Raw genomic sequence first — 26706 nt, forward strand, 5'->3', positions numbered from 1 at the left:
CGCTCCTCGCCCCGTCCCGTCGGCGAACCGCCCGACCATGGGACGCGCGGGACGCACCAGGCGCCCCACCGACTGATCGGAGGACCGATGATCCGCACGTCCAGGCCCGGGCTCGGCGAGCGAGGCATCACCACGGCCGAGTACGCCGTCGGCACCGCCGCGGGGGCGGGTCTCGCCGGCCTGCTCTACAAGCTGCTCACCGGCGGGTTCGGCGAGCACCTCCTCAAGACCCTGTTCGACCACGTCCTGTCCCTGCTGGGCCTCGGGTGAAGCTGCACCGACCCGCCGAGCGAGGAGCGGTCACGGCCGAGCTGGCCATGGCCGTGCCGCTCCTGCTCGCCCTCACGATCGGGCTCGTCTGGCTGTTGACCCTCGGCGTGGCGCAGGTACGTCTCGTCGACGCGACCCGCGAGGCGGCCCGCGCCGTGGCTCGGGGCGACACGGCGGCCGAGGCGGTGGCCCGGGCTCGTCAGGTGGCGCCCGCGGGGACCGAGCTGTCGGTGTCCCCGACCGGCGACCAGGTCGTGGTGCACGGGTCGGTCTCGGTCGACGGCGTGGGCGGGCTGTTCGACGCCCTGCCCTCGGTCCACCTCACTGCCGAGGCGGTCGCGGCGGCCGAGGAGGTGCCCCCGTGAGCAGCACGGTGACCCGGTCGCGCGGCCAGTCCGGGGCGGCCGCGGTGCTCGTCCTCGCGCTCGCCGGGGTGCTGCTGCTCGTCGGCGCCGCGCTCGGCGTCGTGCAGGCGATGGTGGTCGCCCACCGCCGGGCCCAGTCGGCCGCCGACCTGGCCGCGCTCGCGGGCGCGTCCGCGGCGGCCAACGGCCGGCCGGCCTGCGACAGCGCCCGCACCGTGGCCCTCCTGAACGGCGCCGAGCTCACCGGCTGCGCCGTGACCGACCGGACGGTCACCGTGTCCGTCCGCGTGGCCGGCCCGCACTGGCTCGGCCAGCAGGCCGACCTCACGGCCGAGGCACGCGCCGGTCCGGCCTGACCGGCAACAGACAGGCCCGCGAAGGGCAACGAGCGAGAGCGATCCGGAGGTGGAGGCGGCGGGTGGGCGCGGGGGAGGGGGAGGAGCTCAGATCGCGTTGTTGTCGTCGACGTCCTTGCTCTTCTCCTCGTCGACCCGGTCGAGCTTCTCGGAGAGCTGCTGCAGCTGCTTGCTCTCGCGGCGGTGCTGCAGCGAGCGCTTCACGCCGAACTTGCTGATGGTCCAGCCCCAGAGGATGGCCACGCCGGCGCCGAGGCCGATCAGGAAGATGCCGAACGCGGAGACGTCGATCCCGAGGAACTCCGCGGTGCCGCTGCTCGCGAACAGCGCACCCACGATCGCCAGCGCGCCGAAGAGCATGAGCAGCAACCCGATGACGAACATGCTGCGAGGCTACCGCCGCTCGCGCTCACCCGGCGAGGAGGACGTCGAGCAGGCGTACGGCGCCGGCCTTGTCGAGCGGGTTGTTCTGGTTGCCGCACTTGGGCGACTGGATGCAGGACGGGCAGCCGTCGTCGCAGGCGCAGGAGGCGATGCCCTCGCGCGTCGCGGTCAGCCACTCCCGGGCGGCCCGGAAGCCGCGCTCGGCGAACCCGGCTCCGCCGGGGTGCCCGTCGTACACGAACACCGTGAGCCGGCCGGTGTCGGCATGCAGGATCGTGGACACCCCGCCGATGTCCCAACGGTCGCAGGTCGCGAACAACGGCAGCAGCCCGATGGAGCAGTGCTCGGCGGCGTGCGCGGCACCGGCCAGGTCGACCTCGGCCAGCCCGCTCTCGACCAGCACGTGGTCGGGCACGGTCCACCAGACCGCGGCCGTCTGGAGCGTGCGCACCGGCAGGTCGAGCAGCTCCTCGCCGATGACCTCGCCGCCGGGCTGGCGGCGCTTGAGGTACGACACGACCTGGTGCGACACCTCGACCGTGCCGAGGCTGAGCCGGCAGGCGCCCCAGTCGCGTCCTTCCCGCTCGGCGACGACCGTGATGTCGGTGATCTCCCGGGCCGTCGTCGACCAGTCGGGGTCGGCGCGGGTGATCACCGCGACGTTGTCCTCGAGGTCCAGGGACTCGACCAGCCAGGTGTCGCCGCGGTGCACGTACACCGCCCCGGGGTGTGCGGTCGCGTGCGAGCTCGACGAGTCGACGTGCCCGACGACGCGGCCGGTCTCGGTCTCCACGAGGGCGACCGGGCTGCCGCCCGCGGAGCGGATGTCGGCCTGGTCGCAGGCCCGCAGCCGGTCGGTCCAGAACCACCCCCGGGGCCGCTTGCGCAGCCGGCCCTGCTCGACCAGCCGGTCGAGCAGGTCGCGGGTGGACGGTCCGAACAGCTCGAGGTCGTCCTCGGTCAGCGGCAGCTCCTGCGCCGCGGCACACAGATGCGGAGCCAGCACGTGCTCGTTGCCGGGGTCGAACACGGTGGCCTCGACCGGCTTCCCGAACAGCGCCTCCGGGTGGGTCACCAGGTAGGTGTCCAGCGGGTCGTCGCGGGCGACGAGGATGCCCAGCGCGTCGCCGTGCCCGCGGCCCGCACGGCCCACCTGCTGCCACAACGCCGCCCGCGTGCCGGGGAAGCCCGCCATCACGATGGCGTCCAGCCCGCTGATGTCGATGCCGAGCTCGAGGGCGTTGGTGGCCGCCAGCCCGGTCAGCTCGCCCGACCGCAGCGCCCGCTCGATGGCGCGGCGCTCCTCGGGGAGGTAGCCACCCCGGTACGCCGCCACCTGGTGCGCCAGCACGGGGTCCACGTCGGCGAGCAGGTCGGACGCCGTCAGCGCGACCTGCTCGGCTCCGCGCCGCGACCGGATGAACGCCAGGGTGCGGATGCCCTCGACGACCAGGTCGGCCAGCAGGTCGGCGGCCTCGGAGGAGGCGGCCCGTCGGACCGGGGCGCCGTGCTCGCCGGCACGCGAGGTGAACGGCGGCTCCCACAGCGCCACCGCCACCTGTCCCCGCGGCGACCCGTCGTCGGTGACCGGCACGACGTCGAGCCCGGTCAGCCGGCGCGCATGTACCTCGGGCTCGGCGACCGTGGCCGAGGCGAGCACGAACGTCGGGAAGGAGCCGTACGCCGCGCACACCCGCCGCAGCCGGCGCAGCACCTGCGCGACGTGGGCGCCGAACACCCCGCGGTAGTGGTGGCACTCGTCCACCACGACGTACCTCAGCGACCCGAGCAGCTGTGCCCAGCGGTGGTGGGCCGGCAGCAGCGAGCGGTGCAGCATGTCGGGGTTGGTCAGGACGTACTCGGCGTGGTCACGCGTCCACTCCCGCTGCTCGCGCGGGCTGTCGCCGTCGTGGGTCGCGAACCGCACGTCGAGCCCGAGCGCCTCCAGCCCGGCCAGCTGGTCCTGGGCGAGCGCCTTGGTCGGCGAGAGGTAGAGGACACCCGCGCCCCGCTGGTCACGAGGCCCGCGCGCGGCCCGGATCGCGGCGAGCGCCGGCAGCTGGTACCCCAGCGACTTGCCCGACGCCGTCCCGGTCGCGACCACGACGTGCCGTCCCGCGTGCGCCAGCTCGGCGGCCTCCGCCTGGTGGCGCCAGGGCGTCAGCAGCCCCTGGGCGACGTACGCCGCCCGCACGTCGTCGGGCACCCAGGCCGGCCACGCGACCGGGACCGCAGCCCGCGCCGGCAGCACCTCGACGTGGGTCAGCCGGTCCTCGCGCCCGGGCACCGCGGCCAGGCGGTCCAGGACGTCGCCCATGGATCGCGGCACCGCACCCTCGAGCACCGGAACACCCACGCGTCCAGTCTCCCAAACAGAGGGGACACAGCCCGGTCGACCCAGCCGCGACGTCCGCCGCCGCGCTGGCATGACGCTCCTGCCTACTATTTCCACGAACGACGGGCAGGCGTGGTTTGATTGGACGGCGGGGTGCGCCGGAGCGCGCCCCCGCTTGCGGCAACACCCGATGGGGCACACACGAGGGCAGTGGAGACGACGTGGACCTGACTCTTTCGACGCGTGAGGCGGACGGCACGACCGTCGTCGCCGTCGGCGGAGAGATCGACGTCTACACCGCACCGCGGCTGCGCGACAAGTTCACCGAGCTGGTCGCCGCCGGGTCCTACGACATCATCGTCGACATGCAGGACGTCGAGTTCCTCGACTCCACCGGCCTCGGCGTCCTGGTCGGCGGCCTCAAGAAGGTCCGTGCCCACGACGGCTCGCTGGACCTGGTCTGCACCCAGGACCGCCTGCTCAAGATCTTCCGGATCACCGGCCTGGCGAAGGTCTTCGTGATCCATGACTCCGCCGAAGCCGCGCTCGCTTCTCGATAGTCGGGCCGAATTCGCCCGAGCTTCAAGCCTGTTCGTGATCCATGCTCTGCCCGTCGAGGATGCCGAAGCCGCGCTCGCTTCTCGCTGACGAGCAACCCTCACCCTTTGCGGTGAGACGCGTGGCACTCGCCACACCTGAGTGCCAGTTCCCGGCCCTTCCTGCGTAGACTCCCGCGAGTTCAAGTCTTGAAACTCCCAGGAGGACACGCATGACCGGCATTGCTCCGGCCGTTGTGGACCTCGCTGGCGGAAACCTCGTCCTGGTCATCATCGTCGCCGTGATCGCGCTGGGCGCGCTCGCGATGGCTGCGATGTTCAGGCAAGAGGTGCTGTCCGCCGGCGAGGGCACCGACAACATGAAGAACATCGCCCACGCGATCCAGGAGGGCGCCAACGCCTACCTGCAGCGCCAGTTCCGCACGCTGGCGGTCTTCGCCGCGATCGCCTTCTTCGTCCTGCTGGCGCTGCCGGCCGACGACTGGGGCGTGCGCATCGGTCGCTCCATCTTCTTCCTGGTCGGCGCGGGCTTCTCGGCCACCGTCGGCTACCTGGGCATGTCCCTGGCGGTGAAGGCCAACCTGCGCGTCGCCGCCGCGGCGAACACCGAGGGCCGCGACCCGGCCATGAACATCGGCTTCCGCACCGGCGCCATGGTCGGCATGCTCACCGTCGGCCTGGGCCTCCTCGGCGCCAGCGTCGTCGTCCTCATCTTCAAGGACGAGGCGCCGCACGTGCTCGAGGGCTTCGGCTTCGGCGCCGCGCTGCTCGCCATGTTCATGCGAGTCGGCGGCGGCATCTTCACCAAGGCCGCCGACGTCGGCGCGGACCTGGTCGGCAAGGTCGAGCAGAACATCCCCGAGGACGACCCGCGCAACGCCGCCACCATCGCCGACAACGTCGGCGACAACGTCGGTGACTGCGCCGGCATGGCCGCCGACCTCTTCGAGTCGTACGCCGTCACACTGGTCGCCGCGCTGATCCTCGGCTCGCAGGCCTTCGGCGACAAGGGCCTCGTGTACCCGCTGCTGATCCCCGCCGTCGGCGCTCTGACCGCCGTGGCCGGCGTCTACCTCTGCAAGCCGCGCGCCGGTGAGAACGGCCTGGTCACCATCAACCGCGCCTTCTACATCTCGGCGGGCATCGCCGCGGTGGGGAGCGTCGCGCTGTCGTTCATCTACCTGCCGTCGAGCTTCGCGGACTTCAACAACATCACGCCGACCGCACTCGACCAGATCTCGCTGACCGGTGCCGAGGGCAACCCGGCCCTGATCGCCTCGGCCGCCGTCGTCATCGGCATCGTGATGGCCGCCGGCATCCTCGCGCTGACGGGGTACTTCACCGGCACCGAGTACCGCCCCGTCAAGGACGTCGGCAAGACCTCGCTCACCGGCGCGGCCACCGTCATCCTGTCCGGCCTCGCGGTCGGCTTCGAGTCGGCCGTGTACACCACGCTGGTGATCGGCGCGGCCGTGTTCGGCGCCTTCCTCCTGGGCGGCTCGTCCCTGACGGTCTCGCTGTTCGCGGTGGCGCTGGCGGGCTGCGGCCTGCTGACCACCGTCGGCGTGATCGTCGCGATGGACACCTTCGGCCCGGTCTCCGACAACGCCCAGGGCGTCGCGGAGATGTCCGGCGACGTCAGCCCCGAGGGCGCGCAGATCCTCACCGAGCTCGACGCGGTCGGCAACACCACCAAGGCCATCACCAAGGGCATCGCGATCGCGACGGCCGTGCTGGCCGCCACGGCGCTGTTCGGCTCCTACGCCACCTCGGTGCTCGACGCCCTGGTAGACGCCAAGCCGGCGCAGGACGAGTTCTCGCTGGCCGACTTCTTCGTGTTCAACCCGGCCGTCCTGGTCGGCGTGCTCCTCGGTGCGGCCGTGGTGTTCCTCTTCTCCGGTCTGGCGATCAACGCCGTCGGCCGGGCCGCGGGCGCCGTGGTCTTCGAGGTACGCCGCCAGTTCCGCGAGATCCCCGGGATCATGGAGGGCACCGGCCGTCCCGAGTACGGCAAGGTCGTCGACATCGTCACCAAGGACTCCCTGCGTGAGCTGATCACGCCGGGCATCCTGGCGGTCCTCGCCCCGGTCGCCGTCGGCTTCGGCCTCGGCGTCACGTCGCTGGCCGGCTTCCTGGCCGGTGCGATCGGCACCGGCACCCTGATGGCCGTCTTCCTGGCCAACTCCGGCGGCGCCTGGGACAACGCCAAGAAGCTCGTCGAGGACGGCAACCACGGCGGCAAGGGCTCCGACGCCCACGCCGCGACCGTGATCGGCGACACCGTCGGCGACCCGTTCAAGGACACCGCCGGCCCGGCGATCAACCCGCTGATCAAGGTGATGAACCTGGTTTCGCTGCTGATCGCCAGCGCCGTCGTCTCCATGGGGATCGGCAAGGACCAGAACGACGCGCTGCGGATCATCATCGCCCTGGTGGCGGTCGCGATCATCACCGCGGCGGTCTACGTCTCCAAGCAGCGCGAGGTCAGCATCAGCAGCGACGGTCCGGGCACCCCGGCGCCGCCCGCACCGGTGAGCGACCCGACCCCGACCCAGCCGGTCCAGCCGACCGTCTGACGCCATCAGCACCAGCGACAGGGGCAGGTCCGACGAGACGTCGGACCTGCCCCTTCGTCTGCGTGCGGCGCTCGAGGCGGCCGGCTTCACCTACGACGCCGTCGCGGGCCTGCTCGGCCCGCGCGCCCACGAGGCGCTCGGCCGCAACGAGACCACCCCGGCCCTCCGTCGTACGGCGGAGCCCTCACCGCTCGCCACGCTCACCCGGCTCTTCCTGCTCCAGGCCGCGGTGCCGGCCGACGCGGCCGGGCGCGCCCTGCCGGGCCTGGTGGAGGAGCTGGAGCACGCCGGCTTCCTGCGTACCTCCGGCGGCGAGGCGCGTGCCCTCCTCGACGTCCGCCCCTACGCCACCGAGACCGACGACCTCTGGGTCGTCAGCGACCTGACGCCCGGCCTGGACGGCCCGACGGGTCGCGTGCCGGACTACCACGTCCTCGGGGTCAGCCCCTCGGCCACCTCCCTGGCGCAGCTGACGATGCGCGAGCCGGTCGGCCGCGCGTTGGACCTCGGCACCGGCTGCGGGGTCCAGGCGCTCCACCTCGCCGCCCACGCCGGCTCCGTGGTCGCCACCGACATCAACCAGCGCGCCGTCTGGATGGCGGGCTTCAACGCCGCGCTCAACGACATCGCCACCATCGACACCCGCACCGGCTGGTTCTTCGCACCGGTCGCGGACGAGAGCTTCGACCTCGTCGTGACCAACCCGCCGTTCGTGATCTCGCCGGACCGGTCCGGTCGGCTGGTCTACCGCGAGGCCGGGCTCCCCGCCGACGACGTCGTCTCCCACGTCGTGCGCCACGCGCCCGACCACCTCACCGACGGTGGCTGGGCCCAGGTGGTCGCCAACTGGCTGGTCGTCGAGGGCCGGCCCTGGGACGAGCGGGTGGCGGGCTGGGTGCCCGACGGCTGCTCGGCGTTCGTCGTGCAGCGCGAGGTGCTGGACCCGGCGGCGTACGTCGAGCTCTGGCTCCGCGACGAGGGCCTGCACGGCGGAGCCGAGTACGTCGCCCGGTACGACGCGTGGCTGGGCTGGTTCGACGAGCAGTCCGTCGAGGGCATCGGCTTCGGCTGGGTCAACGTGCACAAGAGCGAGCACGACTCGGCGTACCTGGACTGGCCGTACGCCGTCGAGCAGCCCGTCGCCCCGGCGATCCGGGACTGGGCCGCGGCGGTCACGCACCCGTTCTCCGAGCACGACCGGCTGACCCTGCGCGTCGACGTGCTCCAGGAGACGACCGGCGAGCCCGGTGCCGAGGACCCGGAGACGATCGTGCTGCGCCAGCAGCGCGGCCTGCGCCGCGCCCGCCGGGTCGACACCGTCGAGGCGGCGGTGGCCGGCGCCTGCGACGGCGACCTCACCGTCGGGCAGATCATCGACGCCGTGGCCGCGCTGACCGAGCGCGAGCCTGCCGAGCTGCGCGCGACGTACCTGCCGGTCGTCCGCGACCTGCTCGTCGAGGGTTTCCTGACCGTCTGACCCGTGGACGGCTGCCCGGATCGGGAATGCGCCGGGCTCCCGGACTGCTGGGTCCGGTGTCATGGCAACCACGCAGCAGCGCACCGACCACCGGACCGATCATCGGGTCACCTTCGCGGTGCTCTGCGTCGGTGTCGGCTCGTTCTCCCTGCTGCAGTCGATGGTGACGCCCGTGCTGGCGACCATCGAGCGCGGCCTCGACACCGACCAGGCCACGGTCACCTGGGTGCTGACGGCGTACCTGTTGTCCGCGTCGGTGTTCACGCCGATCGTCGGCCGGGTCGGTGACAAGGTCGGCAAGGAGCGGATGCTGGTGGTCGCGTTGGGCGCCCTCGCGGTCGGCTCCCTGCTCGCCGCCGTCGCCCCGAGCATCGGGGTGCTCATCGCGGCCCGCGCGATCCAGGGCGTCGGTGGCGGCGTGCTGCCGCTGACCTTCGGGATCATCCGCGACGAGTTCCCGCGCGACAAGGTGGCCGGCGCACTGGGGACGTCGGCCGCCCTGCTCGCGGTGGGCGGAGGGATCGGCCTCGTCGTCGCCGGCCCGATCGTCGACGCGCTCAGCTACCACTGGCTGTTCTGGCTGCCGATGATCCTGACCGCCACCGCGGCCGTCACCGCGCACTTCTTCGTCCCGGAGTCCCCCGAGCGGGCGCCGGGACGGATCAACGTCGGGACCGCGCTCCTGATGTCGGCCTGGCTGGTCGCCCTCTTGCTGGCCGTGAGCCAGGGACACAGCTGGGGCTGGGGGTCGCCGACGACGGTCGGCCTGTTCGTCGTCGCCGCCGTCGTGCTGCCCGTCTGGGTCTGGGCCGAGGCCCGCAGCGACAGCCCGCTGATCGACATGACGATGATGCGCATCCCGACCGTGTGGACGGTGAACCTGGTGTCCCTGCTGTTCGGCATGGGGATGTACTCGATGTTCGCCTTCCTGCCCCAGTTCCTCCAGACGCCCGACGAGGTGACCGGCTACGGGTTCGGGGCGTCGGTGACCGTGTCCGGCCTGCTGCTCCTCCCGCAGACGGTGGCCACCTTCGTGGCCGGCCTCGCCTCGGGGCGCCTCGCCGCGCGGTACGGGTCGAAGGCGATGCTCGTGGCGGGCGCCACGCTGACCTCCCTGGGCACCCTCGGGATCGTGCTGGCGCACGACCACGTGTGGCAGCTGCTGGTCGAGTCGACCGTCCTGGGCCTGGCCTTCGGCCTGGCCTTCGCGGCGATGTCGAACCTCGTCGTCGACGCCGTCCCGCAGACGCAGACCGGGGTGGCCAGCGGGATGAACGCCAACATCCGCACGGTCGGCGGCGCGCTCGGCGGCGCCGTGCTCGCCAGCGTGGTGACCGCCGGTCACCGGCCCGACGGGTTCCCCGTGGAGTCCGGCTACACCCACGGGTTCACGCTGCTGGTCGTCACCTCCGCCCTGGCGGCGCTCGTCGCCCTCGCCGTACCCGTCGTGAAGGCGCGTACCCACCTCGTGCCGGGTCCGCAGGCCGACGCCGAGTCGGCCCTTGTGGCTGGCGCTTCTGGCAACTAGCGCTACCGTGATCGGCCGTATGCCCCCGACAGCCGGGGTCTGAGCAGGAAGAAAGCGGCAGGACGCACCTCGTGGCACACAAGCTCGTGATCGTCGAGTCACCGAAGAAGGCCCAGATGCTGGGTGACTTCCTCGGCGACGACTACGTCGTCGAGTCCTCGATCGGCCACATCCGCGACCTCCCGCAGAGCGCCGCCGACACCCCGGCCAAGATCAAGGACAAGCCGTGGGGACGCCTCGCGGTCGACGTCGAGAACGGCTTCGTGCCGTACTACGTGGTCCCGCGCGACAAGAAGGCCCACATCGCCAAGCTCAAGTCGCTGCTCAAGGACGCCGACGAGCTCTACCTCGCCACCGACGAGGACCGCGAGGGCGAGGCGATCGCCTGGCACCTGCTCGACGAGCTCAAGCCCAAGAACATCCCCGTGCACCGGATGGTGTTCCACGAGATCACCCGCAAGGCGATCCTCGAGGCCGTCGCGAACCCGCGCTCGATCAACGACGACCTCGTCGAGGCCCAGGAGGCGCGGCGCATCCTCGACCGCCTCTACGGCTACGAGGTCTCGCCGGTCCTCTGGAAGAAGGTCATGTCCGGCCTCTCGGCCGGCCGCGTCCAGTCGGTCGCCACGCGTCTGGTCGTGGACCGCGAGCGCGAGCGGATGAAGTTCCGCGTCGCCTCCTACTGGGACCTCGAGGGGACCTTCGACGCCGGCTCCGGCAAGGAGCCGCGGATGTTCCCGGCGCGGCTGCACTCGATCGACGAGGTGCGCGTGGCCAGCGGCTCGGACTTCGGCTCCGACGGTGAGCTGGTCTCGACAAGCTCGACCAACAGGCACAAGCCTCGTGTCCACCTGCACCGCGGGGAGGCCGAGGCGCTGGTCGAGGCGCTGCACGACACGTCGTACGCCGTCCGGTCGGTGGAGGCGAAGCCCTACCGCCGCTCGCCGTACCCGCCCTTCCGCACCACCACCCTCCAGCAGGAGGCCAGCCGCAAGCTCGGGATGAGCGCGTCGGCGACGATGTCGGTGGCGCAGCGGCTCTACGAGGGCGGCTACATCACCTACATGCGCACCGACTCGACCACGCTGTCGGAGACCGCGATCACCGCGGCCCGCAACCAGGTCAGCCAGCTCTACGGCCCGGAGTACCTCCCCGACGCGCCGCGCACCTACACCTCCAAGGTCAAGAACGCCCAGGAGGCGCACGAGGCCATCCGTCCGTCGGGCGACTCCTTCCGCACGCCGGGCCAGACCGGCCTGACCGGCGACCAGTTCCGGCTCTACGAGCTGGTCTGGCAGCGCACCGTCGCCTCGCAGATGAAGGACGCGACCGGGCAGTCGGTGTCGGTCCGCATCGGCGGGCAGGCCTCCGACGGGCGTGACGTGGTGTTCTCGGCGTCCGGCCGGGTGATCACGTTCCACGGCTTCCTCAAGGCGTACGTCGAGGGCACGGACGGCGGCAAGCGCAGCGACGACGACCAGGTGCCCCTGCCGGAGCTGGTCGAGGGCGAGGCGGTCAACGCCGCGTCGCTGACCGCGCAGGGCCACGAGACCAAGCCGCCGGCGAGGTACACCGAGGCGACGCTCATCAAGGAGCTCGAGGAGCGCGAGATCGGCCGCCCGTCGACGTACGCCTCGATCATCGGCACGATCATCAACCGCGGGTACGTCTACAAGAAGGGCTCGGCCCTGGTGCCGGCCTGGATCGCGTTCTCCGTCGTGCGGCTGCTCGAGGAGCACTTCGCGCGCCAGATCTCCTACGAGTTCACCGCGCGCATGGAGGACGTCCTCGACGAGATCGCGGCCGGCGACTCCGACCGGGTCAGCGAGCTCGCGGAGTTCTACTACGGCTCCGACGACGTCGTCGGCCTGCACACGCTGGTGACCGAGCTCGGCGAGATCGACGCCAAGGAGCTGGCGACGTTCCCGGTCGGCGGGCCCGACAGCGGGATCGTGCTGCGCGTCGGTCGCTACGGCCCCTACCTGGAAGGCCCCGACGACGAGGGCAACCCGACGGGCAAGCGGGCCAACGTCCCCGACGACCTCCCGCCCGACGAGCTGACGCTCGAGAAGGCCAAGGAGCTGTTCGCGACGCCGGCCGGCGAGGAGACCGTGCTCGGCCAGCACCCGGAGACCGGGCTGACCGTGGTCGCCAAGAACGGTCGGTACGGCCCCTACGTCACCGAGGTCCTCCCCGAGGACGCCAAGAAGTCCGACAAGCCGCGCACCGGCTCGCTCTTCAAGTCGATGACCATCGACACCATCACACTCGACCAGGCCGTGCAGCTGCTGTCGCTGCCGCGGGTGGTCGGTCACGACGCCGAGGGTGTCGAGATCACCGCGCAGAACGGCCGCTACGGCCCGTACCTCAAGAAGGGCACCGACTCACGCACCATCGCCTCGGAGGAGCAGCTGCTCACCATCACCGAGGAGGAGGCGCTGAAGATCTACGCCCAGCCCAAGCAGCGCGGCCGCGGCGCGGCGACCGCTCCACTCAAGGAGCTCGGCGAGGACCCGGTCTCCAAGCAGCCGATCGTGGTGAAGGCCGGTCGCTTCGGGGAGTACGTCACGGACGGCGAGTACAACGCCACCCTCCGCAAGGACGACACGGTCGAGGCGATCACCCTCGAGCGCGCCGCCGAGCTGCTCGCCGAGCGACGCGAGAAGGGCCCCGTCAAGAAGACGGCGAAGAAGACGGCCAAACGCGCTCCGGCCAAGAAGACGACGAAGAAGACGACGAGGCGCTGATTGCTGGTCGAGCCCACGCCGCGTGCTTGTGCCTCGCGCGCGGCTGCTCGTCTCACCCCCACCAGAACGCCGTGGCGATGATCGCGTACAACGCGATCAGCGTCGCGCCCTCCAGCCAGGTGGACTCCCCGTCGAGGGCGATCATGGCGGTCAGCACGATGGACAGCACGAGCACGACGACCAGCAGCGGCGAGAACACCAGGGTCAGCGAGGCGAGGCCGAAGACCTGGCTGATGATGACCAGCAGCGGCGCGAGCACGAGCGCGATCTGGATCGGGCTGTTGAGGACGACCGAGAAGGCGTACTCCGACTGACCCTTGGCCGCGAGCTGGATGCCGACGACGTTCTCGATCGCGTTGCCGGCGATGGCCACGATCACCAGGCCGGCGAAGGCCTGGGAGATGCCGGCGGAGTCCATCGCCGGCTCGAGGGCGGCCACGAACCAGTCGGACACGAACGCCGCCGCCGCACCCGCGACGGCGAGCATGCCGATCGCCAGCGCGATCGGCCAGCGGGGTGCCTCGTGCTGCTCGGGGCCCGACTCGCCGGAGGGGCTCCGCTTCAGCGCGAAGGGCAGCGACAGCACGAAGAGGAACAGCAGGATGATCGAGACGATGAGGGAGAACGTCTTCTCGTGCTCGGCCGCGGGCGTGTGCAGGTGGTGGGTGAGGGACGGGATCGCCATCGCGATCACCGACAGGCCCATCAGCACCACGATGGTCCGCGCACGGTCGGAGCCGAGTGGCTGCGGGCCGTGCTTGAGGCCGCCGACGAGGAAGGCCAGCCCGAGCACCAGCAGCAGGTTCGCGAGGATCGACCCGATCAGCGCGGCACGCACGACGTCCACCAGGCCGGCGCGCAGGGCGAAGATGCAGATGAACAGCTCCGGGAGGTTGCCCAACGCCGACTGCAGCACGCCGGTCGCCCCGGGCCCGAACCGGTCGCCCAGCTGCTCCACGCTGAGCCCGACCAAAGCGGCCAGCACGCTCATGGCGGCGGCCGACAGGACGAACGCGAGCCCGCTCGGCCAGTCGGTGTAGTGCGCGAGCCCGGCCAGCACGATCAGCGCGCCACCGCCGCCCAGCATCAGCCTGTCCGAGCGGTTGAGCACCGGCTGGGCCGTCGTGGTGGTCACCGGACGCACGCTAGTACGTCGCCCGCCCGTCGCCCGCCGGCCGCCGGGCGCGTGATAGGAACACGGGGTTGACCCAACTCGGGAGGGAACCCCATGACTGAGCACGCCCAGCAGCCTGTCCAGCCGTCGCGTCGTACCGTCGTCGCCGGCGCCGCCGCCGGAGTCGCCGCCACGGCCGCGACCGTGGCCACCGCCTCGCCGGCGACCGCCGGTACCGGAGGCAGCACGGCGCGCACGACGAAGCTGTCGATCCTCGGCACGACCGACCTGCACGGCAACGTCTACAACTGGGACTACTTCAAGAACGCCGAGTTCGACGACGCCCAGCACAACGACATCGGCGTGGCCAAGGTCAAGACGGTCATCGACCGCGAGCGTGCGGCCCGCAGCAACCCCGTCCTGGTGCTCGACGCCGGCGACACCATCCAGGGCACCCCGCTGGCCTACTACTACGCGAAGGTCCAGCCGATCGGCGGCAGCACCATCCATCCGATGGCGCGTGCGATGAACCTCATCGGGTACGACGCCGCCGCGCTCGGCAACCACGAGTTCAACTACGGCATCCCGCTGCTGCGCACCTTCGAGTCGCAGCTGAACTTCCCGCTCCTCGGTGCCAACGCCGTCGACCCGGTGACCAAGCGGCCCGTCTTCCCGCCGTACGTCATCAAGCGCGTCAAGGTCGACCGCGGCCCCGACCTCACGGTCGGCATCCTCGGCCTCACCAACCCCGGCATCGCCATCTGGGACAAGGCCAACGTCGAGGGGAAGATGGAGTTCCCCGGCCTGGTCGAGCAGGCGAAGAAGTTCGTGCCCGAGCTCAAGGCCAAGGGTTGCGACGTGGTCATCGTCAGCGCCCACTCCGGTGACATCACCGGGTCGTCGTACGGCGACGCGCTGCCCTACGTCGAGAACGCGTCCACGCTGGTCGCCCAGGAGGTGGCCGACGTCGACGCCATCCTGGTCGGCCACGCCCACCTCGACATCCCGAACCGAGAGGTGTCCAGCAAGGTCACGCCCGACAAGAAGGTCGTGCTCTGCGAGCCGTTCTTCTGGGGCAAGCGGGTGGCCGTCTTCGACCTCGAGCTCGAGCGCAAGGGCAACCGGTGGTCGATCACCTCGATCACGTCCGACACCCTGCCCACGAACACCGCCGAGGCGGACCCGAAGGTGGCTGCCGCCGTCCAGGAGCAGCACGCCACGGTCGTGAAGTACGTCAACTCGGTCGTCGGCACGTCGGCCGTCGCGATGTCGGCGGCTCGTTCGGTCGTCGAGGACGTACCGATCATCGACTTCGTCAACTTCGTGCAGGCGGACGCGGTGAAGGCCGGCCTCACCGGCGCAGACGCGTCGCTGCCGGTGCTGTCGGAGGCGGCGCCGTTCAACCGGGCCGCGTCCTTCCCCGCCGGCAACGTGACGATCCGCGACGTGGCCGGGCTGTACATCTACGACAACACGCTGCTCGGCGTGAAGCTCACCGGCGCCCAGGTGAAGGACTACCTGGAGTACTCCATGCGGTACTTCAAGCAGGTCTCCGGCCCGGGTCCGTTCACGACGGCCGCGGTGACCAACGCCGTCTACAACGGTGCCACCACGCCCGACTACAACTTCGACTCGGTGGCCGGGCTCGACGCGCCGCTGACCTACGACGTCGACATCGCCCAGCCGATCGGCTCCCGCGTCACGAACCTCCAGTACGACGGCGCCGCCATCGACCCGGCGCAGGAGTTCGTGCTGGCGATCAACAACTACCGCCAGTCCGGCGGCGGCGGCTTCCCGCACGTGTCCACCGCGCCGGTCGTCTACAACCGCCAGAACGAGATCCGTCAGCTGCTCATCGACTGGGTGGTCGCCCACGGCGAGATCGACCCCACCGACTTCGCCTCGGCCGACTGGAAGCTCGTCTCGGGCGGCACCCCGATCACGATCACCTGACCGGTTGAGTTGCGCCTGCGGCGCGGTTGAGTTGCGCCTGCGGTGCGGTTGAGTTGCGCCTGCGGTGCGGTTGCTGCCGTACCGGTGCCGCAACTCGCCGGTACCGGAGGCGCAACTCGCCGGTGCCGGGAGCGCAACTCGACCCGGTGGGGGCCGACGTGGGGGCGGCCCCCGGTAGCGTCGGGCGCACCATGGCCCACTACTCCGACATCGGCGTCTTCGTCTGCTTCGAGGGCGGCGACGGCTCCGGCAAGTCGACCCAGTCGAAGGCGCTGGCCGCCTGGCTGGAGGCGGAGGGCTACGGCGTCCGGCTGACGTTCGAGCCGGGCGACACCGAGGTGGGCCGCACGCTGCGCGAGATCGTGCTGAGCCCGGAGACCGGCGAGCTGTCCGACCGCACGGAGTCGTTGCTGTACGCCGCCGACAAGGCCGAGCACGTGCGCCTGGTCGTGCGGCCGGCGCTCGACCGCGGCGAGGTCGTGATCACCGACCGGTACGTCGACTCGATGCTCGCCTACCAGGGCGTCGGCCGGCCCCTGGAGCTGGCCGAGGTCGAGCACGTCGCACGCTGGGCCACCCACGACCTGCGGCCGCACCTGACCGTCGTCCTCGACCTCGAGCCCAGCCACGGCCTGGGACGGTTCGAGGAGCGGGACCGGATCGAGGGCGAGTCGGTGGAGTTCCACGAGCGGGTGCGGCAGGCGTTCCTCGGGTTCGCCGCCGCCGACCCCGACCACTACCTGGTCGTCGACGCCCGCCGGCCCGTCGAGGCGATCGCCGCCGCCGTCCGCGAGCGTCTGCTGCCGCTGCTCTCCCAGGCCAGGAAGCCATGACCGTTTGGGACAGCCTCGTCGGCCAGGTGCGGGCGATCGAGGCGATGAAGGCGGCGGCCGCGGGGCACGGGATGAGCCACGCCTGGCTGTTCACCGGCCCACCCGGCTCCGGCCGCTCCAACGCCGCGGTCGCGCTGGCGGCCGCGCTCCAGTGCGAGGAGGGTGGCTGCGACGCCTGCCACACCTGCCACACCGTGCAGGCCGGCACGCACGCCGACGTCACCGTCGTGCGCACCGAGAAGCTGTCCATCGGCGTCGACGAGGTCCGGGACCTCGTCCGCCGCTCGGCACTGGCACCGGTCGGCCGGCGCTGGCAGGTGATGATCGTCGAGGACGCCGACCGGCTCACCGAGCAGGCCTGCAACGCCCTGCTCAAGGCCATCGAGGAGCCGACCGAGCGCACCGTCTGGATGCTCTGCGCGCCGACCGTCGAGGACGTGCTGCCGACCATCCGGTCGCGCTGCCGGCTGGTCACCCTCGCCACGCCGTCGGCCGAGGACGTCGCTGCGTTCCTGGTGCGCGCCGACGACATCGATCCCGGCCTCGCGGCGTACGCCGCCCGCGCCAGCCAGGGCCACATCGGCCGGGCCCGCGCACTGGCCCGCGACGAGGCCACCCGCAACCGCCGCCGCGAGGTCGTCTCGATCCCGGCCAAGCTCACCTCGCTCGGCGCATGCATGACCGCGGCGGCCAACCTGGCCGAGGTCACCAAGGAAGAGGCCGACGTCGTCACCAGCCGCCTCGACGAGCGGGAGAAGGCCGACCTCGACACGGCGTACGGCGTGGTCGAGCGCGGCCGTCGCCCGCGCGACTACGCCCCCGCTCTCGCCGCCTTGGAGCGCGGCCAGAAGACGCGCGCCAAGCGCCGCCAGCTCGACGTGGTCGACCGCGGGCTGATGGACCTGGTGTCGGTCTACCGCGACGCGATCACCTTGGCGACCGGCGCGTCCGGTGCCCTGGTGAACGAGGAGATCCGCGGCGACATCGCGGAGATCGTTCGTTCGTCGACCCCGGAGCTGAACCTGCGCCGCATCCAGTGGATCTTCGACGCGCGCGAGCAGATGCTCGAGTTCAACGTCCAGCCGGCCTTGGCCCTCGAGTCGATGATGCTCGCCCTGAAGGTCCCCGAGGGGAGCCGGTGAGGCGCCCGGTCGTCCTGCTGGTCGTCCTCGTGCTGGTGCTGGCGGGTGCCGGCGCCGCCGCGTTCTACCTCACCCGGTCGTCGACCCCCGACTACGACCCCGTCGCGATCGCACCGAGGCCCGGTACGCCGCCCGCCGGCCAGCCTCCCGACCCGGCGCTCGCGACGTACTACTCCCAGAAGCTCGACTGGCAGGCCTGCGGCGAGGACGACTGCACCACGCTGACCGTGCCGCTCGACTACGCCGACCCGGGTGGCGAGACCATCGGCATCCACGTCGTGCGCCGCCCGGCCGACGACGAGGGCCACCGGGTGGGCTCGCTGCTGGTGAACCCCGGCGGTCCCGGATCGGCGGGCTCGGCCATGGCGATCAGCGCCTCGTCGTACCTCGGCCCCTCCCTGCTGCGCTACTACGACGTCGTCGGCTTCGACCCCCGCGGCACCGGCCAGAGCGACCCGGTCGACTGCCTCAGCGACTCCGACCTCGACGCGTACCTCGCCGCCGACCCCGAGCCGGACACCCCCACCGAGGAGAAGGCCTACGTTCGCGAGGCCCGGTCGATGGGCCGGGGCTGTGCCGCGCTGAGCGGCGCACTGGCGGCGCACATCTCAACCGAGGAGGCGGCTCGCGACATGGACGTGCTGCGCGCGGCGCTGGGCGACGCGGTGACGTCGTACCTCGGCTACTCCTACGGCACCGAGCTCGGCGCGACGTACGCCACGCTCTTCCCGGACCGTGTGGCACGGGTCGTCCTCGACGGCGCCGTCGACCCGACGCTCGACGTCGAGCAGGCCGCGCTGACGCAGGCGCACGGGTTCGAGACGGCGCTGAGGGCCTACGTGCAGAACTGTCTGGACGTCACCGACTCCTGCTTCCTCGGCGACTCGCTCGACGCCGGGCTGCAGCGGATCCGGGACCTGCTCGACCAGGTCGACGCGAAGCCGCTCACGACCTCGAGCGGGCGGCCGCTGACCCTGGGACTGGCGATCACCGGCATCATCACGCCGCTGTACGACCGGGGCACGTGGATCGTGCTCAGCCAGGCGCTGCGGTCGGCGTTCGACGGTGACGGCTCGACGCTGCTGCTGCTGGCCGACGCCTACTCCAGGCGCCAGTCCGACGGCACCTTCGCCAGCAACCTGCTCGAGGCGTTCCCCGCGATCAGCTGCCTGGACGATCCCGAGGGCGTGCGGCCGGCGAAGGTACCGTCCCTGGTGCCGGCGTTCGAGAAGGCCGCCCCGACGTTCGGGGAGTCGTTCGCCTGGGGCCTGATCGGGTGCCGGGGCTGGCCGCCGGCGCGTGACGTCCCCCGCGAGCGGCTGGTCATCGACGCCGAGGGTGCGCCGCCGATCGTGGTCATCGGCACCACCCGCGACCCGGCGACGCCGATCGAGGAGGCCGAGGCGCTGGCCTCCCAGCTGGTCACCGGCGTCCTGGTCACCCGCGACGGCGACGGTCACACGGCCTACCACTCCGGCAACGACTGCATCGACGCCGCGGTCGAGTCCTACCTCGTCGAGGGACGGGTGCCGGAGAGCGGTCTGGCCTGCTGATAATCGCGCGATCGCGCCGATACTGCAGGTTTTCGCCCTACGGATCTGCTGTACGGGCGCGATCGCGCGATTCCTGGCACCCCCGCGACCCCTCAGCGGATCGGCTCGGCCACCTGGCGGATCCGGGCGACGGCCAGCTCGATCATCAGCTGGGCGGCGGGGGAGAGCGTGGCGCCGATGCGGTGCACGATCGCGAACGTCTCGTACTGCCGCGGCCGCAGCGACGTCCAGGTCGCCCCGGGCGCGAGTCGGGGCACCAGCTGCTTGGCGGCGCCGGCGTGGACGACGGTGTCGGCGAGCCCACGGCCGACCACCTCGATGGCCGTCTCGACGTCCTCGACCTCGATGCGGGTCTGCGGGTTGAGGCCCGCCTCGTGCAGCATCCTGCGCAGCGCCAGCCGCATGGAGTCGGTGGCGCGGTACGTCGTGTCGGCGAGCACCAGCCGGGCCTCGGCCAGCCGGCGGGCGGTGACCGGGGTCGCCGTACGCTCCGGGTCCAGGCTCACGTAGACCATCTCGTCGCGCGCCACCGGCAGCACGTCGATCCCCTCGTTGGTCGGCGGCGCCGCGATCAGCGCGGCCTCGAGCCGCCCGCGCCGGAGGTCGTCGAGCACCTCGGTGGAGTTCTGGCCGATGATCTCCACGCGTACGCCGGGATAGCGCTCCAGGACATCGGTCACCAGCGTCGCGCTGACGTAGAGCCGTGCGCTGCCGAACATCCCGAACCGGATCGTCCCGGTCTCGAACGCCTTGACCTGCTGCACCGCCCGCAGCGCCTCCTCGGCCGCCGCGATCGTCGCCTCGGCGTGCGGGCGCAGGGTGTCGGCGACCGTCGTCGGTACGACGCCGCGCCCGACCCGCCGGAACAGCTGGAGCCCGATGGACTTCTCCAGCGTCCGGATCTGCTCGGAGATCGACGGCTGGGCGTACCCGAGCTCCTCGGCCGCCGCCGTCAGCGACCCCTGCTCGTACACGGTGAGGAAGCACCGCAGCTGGTGCAGCGAAAGCATAGGCACTCCCTAGAGGAACTCTTGGAAAGAGAGGCTACCCCTATGTCTGGTTGCCCACGAGAATTGAGCCGTCAACCACATCGGAGACCCGAAGGAGGTCACCACCATGTTCGACCGTCACTGCTCCGCCTGCGACCGGACCCAGCTCATCTTCCCGAGCCAGATCTCCTCGGTCACCAACACCGACCACGGCATCCTCGTCTCCTACACCTGCTGGTGCGGCGCGGAGCAGACGTGGCTGACGGGCGCCCGGGGCCACGCCGACGAGGCCGCCCTCGTCGCCGCCTGAGCCGGATTTCCAGACGGATCGGCAGGTCCGTTATCCTCGGCGGGTTGCCCGGATCCAGGGTGCTCGATCAGGGCGCCGGACGTTCGGGCAGTGCGCCGCCTTAGCTCAGTCGGTAGAGCGATTCACTCGTAATGAATAGGTCGTCGGTTCGATTCCGACAGGCGGCTCCACATCTCCATGCGGACCCAGGGTGCCCGGTCACGCGGCTCGCCAGTAGGCCGACATCTCGTCGATCGGCAGCACCTCGTCGGTGATGTCATGAGCCGCGCGATAGTCGTCGACCGCGGCCCGGCAGGCCGGGATGTGGTAGTCGTCGATGATGCAGAACCCGCCCGGCGACAGCTTGGGGTAGAGGGGTTCGAGCGCCTCGATCGTGGACTCGTACAGGTCGCCGTCCAGGCGCAGGACGGCGAGCCGCTCGACCGGCACCGTCGGCAGGGTGTCCTTGAACCAGCCGACGACGAACTCCACCTGGTCGTCGAGCAGCCCGTAGCGGCGGAAGTTGTGGCGGACCTGCTCGACGCCGACGGCCAGCCCGGTCGACTTGTAGAAGTCGAGCCCTTCGTCCTTCGGGTACTGGGCCGCGTTGGGGACGGGGAGGCCCTCGAAGGAGTCGCACGCCCACACCTTCCGCGTCGTGTCGCCGTGCACCTTGAGGACGCCGCGCATGAAGATGGCGGAACCGCCACGCCAGACACCGGTCTCGATGAGGTCGCCCGGGACGTCGTCGCGCAGGACCGACTCCACCGCGAGCTGGATGTTGTCCAGGCGCTTGAGCCCGACCATCGTCTCCGCACGTGCCGGCCAGTCCAGGCCGTTCTCGCGGCTGTGGGCGTCGTACGGCCGGCGCTGGCTGACCTCGATGCCGAACGGCGCGAGGCGACGAGCGACCGCGGTGGCCGCCCGCAGCTTCCACGTCTTCGCGTGCCAGTCCTCGAAGCCGAGCACCCGGTCGCTGTCCTCGAACAAGGCACGGGTGAGTGCCTTCTTGAGCAGGTCGAGGTACAGGTCGGCGGCGCTCTCCGTCATGGGGCGCGACCCTACGTGACCGGTCCGGCGACGCCCGGGCATCGGCTCAGGCAGGGCCGACAGGGGGCCGACAGGCGACGCGGGCCTGCGGGTGCCAGCTCGTCGGCCCACGAGGAGCCGGCGGTCACCGGGAGTGCGACTGAAGTGCTCCCCGTGGCCGCCGGCCCTTGGTGCCTTGCCATCGATCAGCCCTAGATCTGGTGGCACCACACACTCAAGCGCTCTCCGGGCTCCGGGACAACCTCGTATCCCCTGGCGGACGTTTCACCCGCACCCGCGTCCGGTGTGCCGGCCGGCTCCCGGCACACTGGCACCGTGGAGCCAGAACAGCCGGCCATGGGCAACTTCGTCGACTACCTCGGCATCGAGTTCACCGAGCTCTCGGGCGACCGGGTCGTCGCGCGGTGGACCGCCGGCCCGACCATGCACCAGCCCTACGGCATCGTCCACGGCGGTGTGCACTGCAGCGTGGTGGAGACGCTCGGCAGCCTCGGGGGCATGACGTGGCTCTCCGGCCGCGACCCCGAGGGCAAGGTCGTCGGCGTCAACAACAACACCGACTTCTACCGCGCCGTCACCGGCGGCCCGATGACCTCGACCGCCACCCCGATCCACCAGGGCCGCTCCCAGCAGGTCTGGCTGATCGAGACGTACGCCGACGGCGACGACCGCATCGTCGCCCGCGGTCAGCTGCGGTTGCAGAACCTGTATCCGTAGCCGCTGGCCCTCGAGACCGCGTGACCGAACCGTTGCCCAGGGCGCCGTGGGGCAACGACTTCATCACGGCAGGGAATGACCGCGCAGCTCGGCGAGGCCCGCGAGTACCGTCCGCAAGATGTCCCCTGAGATCACGCCCAAGAACCTGGCGATCCTGGTTCACGACGACGTCGAGGTCCTGGACTTCTGCGGACCGTTCGAGGCGTTCGGCGTCACCGGCGAGGACGGGCAGGCGTACTTCAACGTCTTCACCGTGGCCGAGAAGCCGGACGTCGTCCGCGCCAACACCGGCATGCTCATCCAGCCCAACCACTCCATCGACGACTGCCCGCCGCTCTCCATGCTGCTCATCCCCGGCGGACGCACCGGCGTGGTCCTCGAGAACGAGCGGCTGATGGCCTGGATCAAGGAGCAGGACCAGCAGGTCGAGCACCTCGTCTCGGTGTGCACCGGCGCGTACGTCCTCGCCGAGCTCGGCCTGCTCGACGGGCTGGAGGCCACCACCCACTACAGCGGGTACGACCGGCTCCAGCAGGCGGCGCCGACCGCCGTCGTACGCCGCGACGTGCGGGTCTGCGACAACGGGCACATCGTCACCGGCGCCGGGGTCTCGGCCGGCATCGACCTGGCGCTGCACATGATCGGCCGGATGTACGGCATGGACGAGGCGCGAGCCGTGGCCGAGTACATGATGTACCGCTGGGCGCCAGAGGACGTCGCACGGGCCCACGAGATGGCCAGCCTCTGATCGCGTCCTGAGCCTTCTCACAGCGGGCGCACATGCGACGAACCCACCGTGGGAGGCATGAAGCTCCCGCGCCGTGCCACCGCCTCCCTCGCCGTGACAGCCCTCGCGCTGCCCCTGTCCGTCGCCGCCGTCGCCCCCGCCGCGGCCGCGACCGTGCTCGTCGACCGCGGGTGGCCGCCGTACTCCTACGGGTCGCCGTACGGCTACGGCTACTCCTCGCCGTACTCGCCCACCTCCTCGCTCGACACCAGCGAGGCGACGTCCGAGGAGTCGACCGGCCTGGTCACCATCACCACCGAGATCCAGTACGGCCAGGGTGAGGCCGCCGGCACCGGCATGGTGATCCGCAGTGACGGCATCGTCGTCACCAACCACCACGTGGTCGAGGGGGCGACGGCGATCCGGGTGACCGTGGTGAACACCGGCCGCACGTACCCGGCCGAGGTGCTCGGGTACGACGCCACCCGCGACATCGCCGTGCTGAAGCTGTCCGGGGCGTCGGGCCTGGCGGCCGTCGACACCGACAGCAGCGGCGTCTCGCTGGGGGAGGACGTCACGGCGGTCGGCGATGCCGGCGGCGACGGCGGCTCGCTGACCGCGGCCTCCGGCACGGTCACCGACCTGAGGAAGGCGATCACCGTCTCCGACGAGCAGACCGGCCGGCCGCACCGGCTGCGCAACCTCGTCGAGATCGACGCGGACATCATCCCGGGCGACTCCGGCGGCGCCCTGCTCGACTCGGAGGGCGCCGTCGTGGGGATGAACGTCGCGGCGTCGTCCGGCACGGCGAACATCACCGGGTACGTCATCCCGGTCAAGCGCGTCGTGCGCATCGCCGACGCGATCGTCGCCGGCGACTCGACGGTCGGCGCGATCCGGCTGGGGTACGGCGCGTTCCTCGGCGTCTCCCTCTCCGGCACCGGCACCACGCTGGCCGCCGTCCTGGACGGCGGCGCGGCCGGCGACGCGGGCCTCGCCGCCGGCGACACGATCACCTCGGTCGGCGGTACCCCCGTGACGACCTACACCCAGCTGAGGAAGGCCGTCGCTCGGTACGCCGCCGGCGACCGGGTGCGCGTCACCTGGACCGACTCCTCCGGCACCTCGCACGCCGCCTCGGTCACCCTGGGCCAGGCGCCGGTCGCCTGACCCGCGGTCACGCCGGGGGAGGGAGGACGACCCCGAACCCGGCGACCGCGAGGCGCAGCAGCACCTGGCCCGGGGCGAGGAGGTCCGCGACGCGGGCGGCGCTGAGGACCTCGAGCTCGCCGAGGCGGACGTCGTACGCCGCCTGGCCGGTGAGGCGGGCGGCCTGGAGCTCGCGGGTGTTGTGCCAGACCTTCTGCCGGGCCTCGCGGAGGAAGCGCTTGGAGGAGACCCGGTTCAGCGGCTGGAGCGCCCGGTCGAGGAGCGACTTGCCGCCGGAGACCGTGAGCTGGTCGTCCTCGGCGGCCACGCGGGAGGCGAGCACGCCGTCGATCGCCTCGTGGTCGCGCTGCCGCTTCGCCAGCACGGCCGGGTCGGCGAAGTCCGCGTCGGAGATCACGCGCAGGAGTGCCTGCGGCAGGTCGTAGTTCACGTGCGCGTTGATGCCGAGCAGCACCTGGCGCAGCGCCGGCAGGTCGGCGGGCGCCTCGAAGGCGATCCGCCAGGGGCGGGGGACGAGACCGGAGCCGACGTGCGCGTCGTACGCGTCGAGGTAGAGCCGCGCGAACACCACGTCCCACTCCTCGACCCAGTCGCCGTCCTCGAAGCGCCCGTCGAGGATCGCCTTGCCGACGGCCGTGGTCGTGCGCTGGTAGGTCCCGAGGAACTCCCGCAGCCCGGACCCGGCCGGCAGCGCGTCCAGCCGGGTCTGCATCTCGGTCACGACGGCCGCGACGCCCTCGGGCACGTGGGTCATCCGGCCGGCCACCCGCCGTACGGGACGGTGAGGATCTCGAGCTTGTGCCCGTCGGGGGCGTTCCAGTAGAGGCCGCGGCCGCCGTCGTTGGTGTTGGTCTCGCCGGGCCGCTGCTCGAAGGGGTCGGCCCAGAAGTCCAGTCCCCGTTCGACGATCCGGCCGTGGATGGCGTCGAACTCCTCGTCCCCCACCAGGAACGCGTAGTGCTGCGCGTGGACCCGGTCCACCTCCAGCACGTCGAGGGACACCTCGTTGCCGAGCTCGACCACCAGGAACGGCCCGTACTCTGCCGCGGCGGGCAGGCCGAGCACCCCGGTGAGGTGCTCGGCCGTCGCGGCCCGGTCCGTGGCGTGCACGATCGTGTGGTTGAGCAGGACGGTCATGACATACCAGCCTGCTCCGGTCGTGGCGTCCGCACCAGCACCAGCACGAGGACCGCGGTGACGCCGAGCGCGGCGGCCGACCAGCCGGTGGCGGTCGCGTACCCGTGGACGAGGGCCGCGCGGGGATCGGTCCCGGCGTATGCGGCCGTCGCGGCGACAGCGACGCTGTTGAGGACCGCCGTGCCCACCGACGAGCCGACCTGCATGGCGGTGTTGGCGGTGGCGGCGGCGATGCCGGCGTACCGCGGTTCGACCTCGCTGGTCGCCACGCTGATGGCGGGGGTGAAGATCAGCCCGCTGCCGAGGCCCAGCAGGAGCTCCGCGGGCAGGATGACCGCGAGGTACGACGAGCCCGGCGTCAGCGTGGTCAGCAGGGCCAGCCCGGCCGCGGCCGGGACGATGCCGCCGGCGATGAGGTACCTCGGCGCGACCAGCGGCAGCAGCCGGCTGCCCAGCCCGAAGGCGCTGGCCGAGACGGTCAGCGACAGCGGCAGGAACGCCAGCCCGGAGTGCACCGGCGACCAGCCCAGCACCACCTGGAAGTGGTAGGTCAGCATCAGGAACATCCCGAACGAGCCGACCACGGAGATCGCGACGGCGAGGTACGCGCCGGCGCGTGAGCGGTCGGCGAGCACCCGCAGCGGGAGCATCGGCGCGGCGGACCGGCGCTGGCGGACCAGGAACGCCGTCACCAGGAGGACGCCGACGGCCAGCGGCGCCAGGACGTTCGCGGACGACCAGCCGTGGGCGGCCGCCTGCGAGCAGCCGAGCACGACTGCCGCGAGGCCGGACGTCACCAGCAGGCCGGACACGACGTCGGTCCGTGCATCTGGGTGGCCGTCGTCGGCGGGCAGGAAGGCGCGACCGGCCAGCGCGGCGGCGCCGGCGATCGCAACGTTCACGAACAGGCACCAGCGCCACCCGGCGTACTCCGTCAGCACGCCGCCCAGCAGCAGCCCGACGGCCGCGCCGCTCGAGGCGACGGCGCCGTACACGCCGAACGCCTTGGCGCGCTCGCGGCCCTGGAACGTCGTGGCGACGAGCGAGAGCGCGGTCGGCGCGAGCACGGCGGCGAACGCGCCTTGCAGTGCACGGCCGGTGATGAGCACGCCGTACGTCGGCGCGAGACCGGCGAGGGCGGAAGCGGTGGCGAAGCCCAGCAGACCGCCGAGGAAGGCCCGGCGCCGACCGAACCGGTCGGCGACCCGGCCGCCGAGCAGCAGCAGCCCGGCGAACGTGCAGGTGTAGGCGGTGACGACCCAGGTGCGGTCGGCGTCTCCGAACCCGAGCGCGGCCTGGGCGGTGGGCAGCGAGATGTTCACGATGGTCGCGTCCAGGGCGACCATCAGCTGAGCGACGGCGATGACGACGAGGGCGAGCCAGCGGGTGTCCCGCGTGCCGGTCGTGCGGCCGTCGATGGGGGTGGTGGTCATGGCG

24 protein-coding genes and 1 tRNA gene are annotated in these 26706 nt (G+C 71.7%); 17 read left to right on the forward strand and 8 right to left on the reverse strand.

Going from position 1 to position 26706, the window contains the following annotated elements:
• Positions 1–87 precede the first annotated feature (87 nt).
• The 3 genes from ISU07_RS04560 to ISU07_RS04570 are packed head-to-tail and all read left to right on the forward strand — an operon-like array spanning position 88 to position 991.
• Positions 88–270, forward strand: coding sequence for a DUF4244 domain-containing protein (locus tag ISU07_RS04560; RefSeq protein ID WP_194705512.1), 183 nt, complete (start codon positions 88–90; stop codon positions 268–270).
• Positions 267–635, forward strand: a complete 369-nt coding sequence (locus ISU07_RS04565) for a TadE family protein (RefSeq protein ID WP_323742426.1) — start codon at positions 267–269, stop codon at positions 633–635. The genes ISU07_RS04560 and ISU07_RS04565 overlap by 4 nt, the downstream gene beginning before the upstream one ends.
• On the forward strand, positions 632–991 hold the full coding sequence (locus ISU07_RS04570; protein ID WP_323742427.1) for an Rv3654c family TadE-like protein: 360 nt from the start codon (positions 632–634) through the stop codon (positions 989–991). Before ISU07_RS04565 ends, ISU07_RS04570 begins: the two co-directional genes overlap by 4 nt.
• An 87-nt stretch (positions 992–1078) precedes the next feature.
• On the opposite strand, the gene ISU07_RS04575 is transcribed toward ISU07_RS04570, so the two are convergent.
• Positions 1079–1375: a hypothetical protein gene (locus ISU07_RS04575; protein ID WP_194705513.1), complete on the reverse strand. Its 297-nt coding sequence runs from the start codon at positions 1373–1375 to the stop codon at positions 1079–1081.
• Between the two features lie 25 nt (positions 1376–1400).
• Positions 1401–3692, reverse strand: coding sequence for a DEAD/DEAH box helicase (locus ISU07_RS04580; protein WP_194705749.1), 2292 nt, complete (start codon positions 3690–3692; stop codon positions 1401–1403).
• Positions 3693–3931: 239 nt separating this feature from the next.
• Here ISU07_RS04580 and ISU07_RS04585 point away from each other — a divergent pair, with 239 nt between their 5' ends.
• The 5 genes from ISU07_RS04585 to topA all read left to right on the forward strand — a co-directional run bounded on the left by ISU07_RS04585 (position 3932) and on the right by topA (position 12595).
• A complete protein-coding gene (locus ISU07_RS04585) occupies positions 3932–4270 on the forward strand; it encodes an STAS domain-containing protein (RefSeq protein WP_194705514.1) in 339 nt (112 codons plus the stop codon).
• 209 nt (positions 4271–4479) lie between these two features.
• The gene (locus tag ISU07_RS04590; protein WP_194705515.1) at positions 4480–6843 is read left to right on the forward strand and encodes a sodium-translocating pyrophosphatase; all 2364 of its coding nucleotides are present in this window, start codon (positions 4480–4482) and stop codon (positions 6841–6843) included.
• 58 nt (positions 6844–6901) lie between these two features.
• Positions 6902–8320 (forward strand): DUF7059 domain-containing protein, encoded by a 1419-nt coding sequence (locus tag ISU07_RS04595; RefSeq protein ID WP_456093959.1) that lies wholly within the window; start codon positions 6902–6904, stop codon positions 8318–8320.
• Positions 8321–8381: 61 nt separating this feature from the next.
• Complete coding sequence (locus tag ISU07_RS04600) at positions 8382–9848, forward strand: MFS transporter (protein WP_194705516.1); 1467 nt, start codon at positions 8382–8384, stop codon at positions 9846–9848.
• Between the two features lie 71 nt (positions 9849–9919).
• Positions 9920–12595: a type I DNA topoisomerase gene (gene topA / locus ISU07_RS04605; RefSeq protein ID WP_323742429.1), complete on the forward strand. Its 2676-nt coding sequence runs from the start codon at positions 9920–9922 to the stop codon at positions 12593–12595.
• Between the two features lie 52 nt (positions 12596–12647).
• On the opposite strand, the gene cax is transcribed toward topA, so the two are convergent.
• Positions 12648–13730, reverse strand: a complete 1083-nt coding sequence (gene cax, locus ISU07_RS04610) for a calcium/proton exchanger (protein WP_323742430.1) — start codon at positions 13728–13730, stop codon at positions 12648–12650.
• 93 nt (positions 13731–13823) lie between these two features.
• Between cax and ISU07_RS04615 the strand changes: the two genes are divergently transcribed.
• The 4 genes from ISU07_RS04615 (at position 13824) to ISU07_RS04630 (ending at position 19190) form a co-directional block, all read left to right on the forward strand.
• Positions 13824–15662 (forward strand): bifunctional metallophosphatase/5'-nucleotidase, encoded by a 1839-nt coding sequence (locus ISU07_RS04615; protein ID WP_194705517.1) that lies wholly within the window; start codon positions 13824–13826, stop codon positions 15660–15662.
• 191 nt (positions 15663–15853) lie between these two features.
• Complete coding sequence (tmk, locus tag ISU07_RS04620) at positions 15854–16495, forward strand: dTMP kinase (RefSeq protein ID WP_194705518.1); 642 nt, start codon at positions 15854–15856, stop codon at positions 16493–16495.
• Positions 16492–17637: a DNA polymerase III subunit delta' gene (locus tag ISU07_RS04625; RefSeq protein ID WP_194705519.1), complete on the forward strand. Its 1146-nt coding sequence runs from the start codon at positions 16492–16494 to the stop codon at positions 17635–17637. Before tmk ends, ISU07_RS04625 begins: the two co-directional genes overlap by 4 nt.
• Positions 17634–19190 (forward strand): alpha/beta hydrolase, encoded by a 1557-nt coding sequence (locus ISU07_RS04630; protein WP_194705520.1) that lies wholly within the window; start codon positions 17634–17636, stop codon positions 19188–19190. Before ISU07_RS04625 ends, ISU07_RS04630 begins: the two co-directional genes overlap by 4 nt.
• 92 nt (positions 19191–19282) lie before the next feature.
• On the opposite strand, the gene ISU07_RS04635 is transcribed toward ISU07_RS04630, so the two are convergent.
• Positions 19283–20200, reverse strand: a complete 918-nt coding sequence (locus ISU07_RS04635; protein ID WP_194705521.1) for a LysR family transcriptional regulator — start codon at positions 20198–20200, stop codon at positions 19283–19285.
• A gap of 106 nt (positions 20201–20306) precedes the next feature.
• On the opposite strand from ISU07_RS04635, the gene ISU07_RS04640 reads away from it, so the two are divergent.
• Together ISU07_RS04640 and ISU07_RS04645 are read left to right on the forward strand one after the other, a co-directional pair.
• Positions 20307–20489 carry a hypothetical protein gene (locus ISU07_RS04640; RefSeq protein WP_194705522.1) on the forward strand — a complete coding sequence of 61 codons (183 nt, stop codon included), beginning with the start codon at positions 20307–20309 and terminating at the stop codon, positions 20487–20489.
• A 94-nt stretch (positions 20490–20583) separates the two neighbouring features.
• Positions 20584–20659 (forward strand) — tRNA-Thr (locus tag ISU07_RS04645).
• Between the two features lie 28 nt (positions 20660–20687).
• On the opposite strand, the gene ISU07_RS04650 is transcribed toward ISU07_RS04645, so the two are convergent.
• Positions 20688–21518: a TylF/MycF/NovP-related O-methyltransferase gene (locus ISU07_RS04650; protein ID WP_194705523.1), complete on the reverse strand. Its 831-nt coding sequence runs from the start codon at positions 21516–21518 to the stop codon at positions 20688–20690.
• A gap of 315 nt (positions 21519–21833) precedes the next feature.
• Between ISU07_RS04650 and ISU07_RS04655 the strand changes: the two genes are divergently transcribed.
• The 3 genes from ISU07_RS04655 (at position 21834) to ISU07_RS04665 (ending at position 24132) form a co-directional block, all read left to right on the forward strand.
• The gene (locus ISU07_RS04655; RefSeq protein WP_323742431.1) at positions 21834–22235 is read left to right on the forward strand and encodes a PaaI family thioesterase; all 402 of its coding nucleotides are present in this window, start codon (positions 21834–21836) and stop codon (positions 22233–22235) included.
• A gap of 118 nt (positions 22236–22353) precedes the next feature.
• Complete coding sequence (locus ISU07_RS04660) at positions 22354–22983, forward strand: DJ-1/PfpI family protein (RefSeq protein ID WP_228521103.1); 630 nt, start codon at positions 22354–22356, stop codon at positions 22981–22983.
• Positions 22984–23040: 57 nt separating this feature from the next.
• Positions 23041–24132 carry a S1C family serine protease gene (locus tag ISU07_RS04665; protein ID WP_194705524.1) on the forward strand — a complete coding sequence of 364 codons (1092 nt, stop codon included), beginning with the start codon at positions 23041–23043 and terminating at the stop codon, positions 24130–24132.
• A gap of 7 nt (positions 24133–24139) precedes the next feature.
• Here ISU07_RS04665 and ISU07_RS04670 read toward each other — a convergent pair whose 3' ends face one another.
• The 3 genes from ISU07_RS04670 to ISU07_RS04680 are packed head-to-tail and all read right to left on the reverse strand — an operon-like array spanning position 24140 to position 26702.
• On the reverse strand, positions 24140–24886 hold the full coding sequence (locus ISU07_RS04670) for a DUF5995 family protein (RefSeq protein WP_228521104.1): 747 nt from the start codon (positions 24884–24886) through the stop codon (positions 24140–24142).
• Positions 24883–25269 (reverse strand): VOC family protein, encoded by a 387-nt coding sequence (locus ISU07_RS04675; RefSeq protein ID WP_194705525.1) that lies wholly within the window; start codon positions 25267–25269, stop codon positions 24883–24885. The genes ISU07_RS04670 and ISU07_RS04675 overlap by 4 nt, the downstream gene beginning before the upstream one ends.
• Complete coding sequence (locus ISU07_RS04680) at positions 25266–26702, reverse strand: MFS transporter (RefSeq protein ID WP_194705526.1); 1437 nt, start codon at positions 26700–26702, stop codon at positions 25266–25268. The genes ISU07_RS04675 and ISU07_RS04680 overlap by 4 nt, the downstream gene beginning before the upstream one ends.
• Between the last annotated feature and the right edge of the window lie 4 nt (positions 26703–26706).

The organism is Nocardioides islandensis (genome assembly GCF_015352455.1).
Lineage (GTDB): Bacteria > Actinomycetota > Actinomycetes > Propionibacteriales > Nocardioidaceae > Nocardioides > Nocardioides islandensis.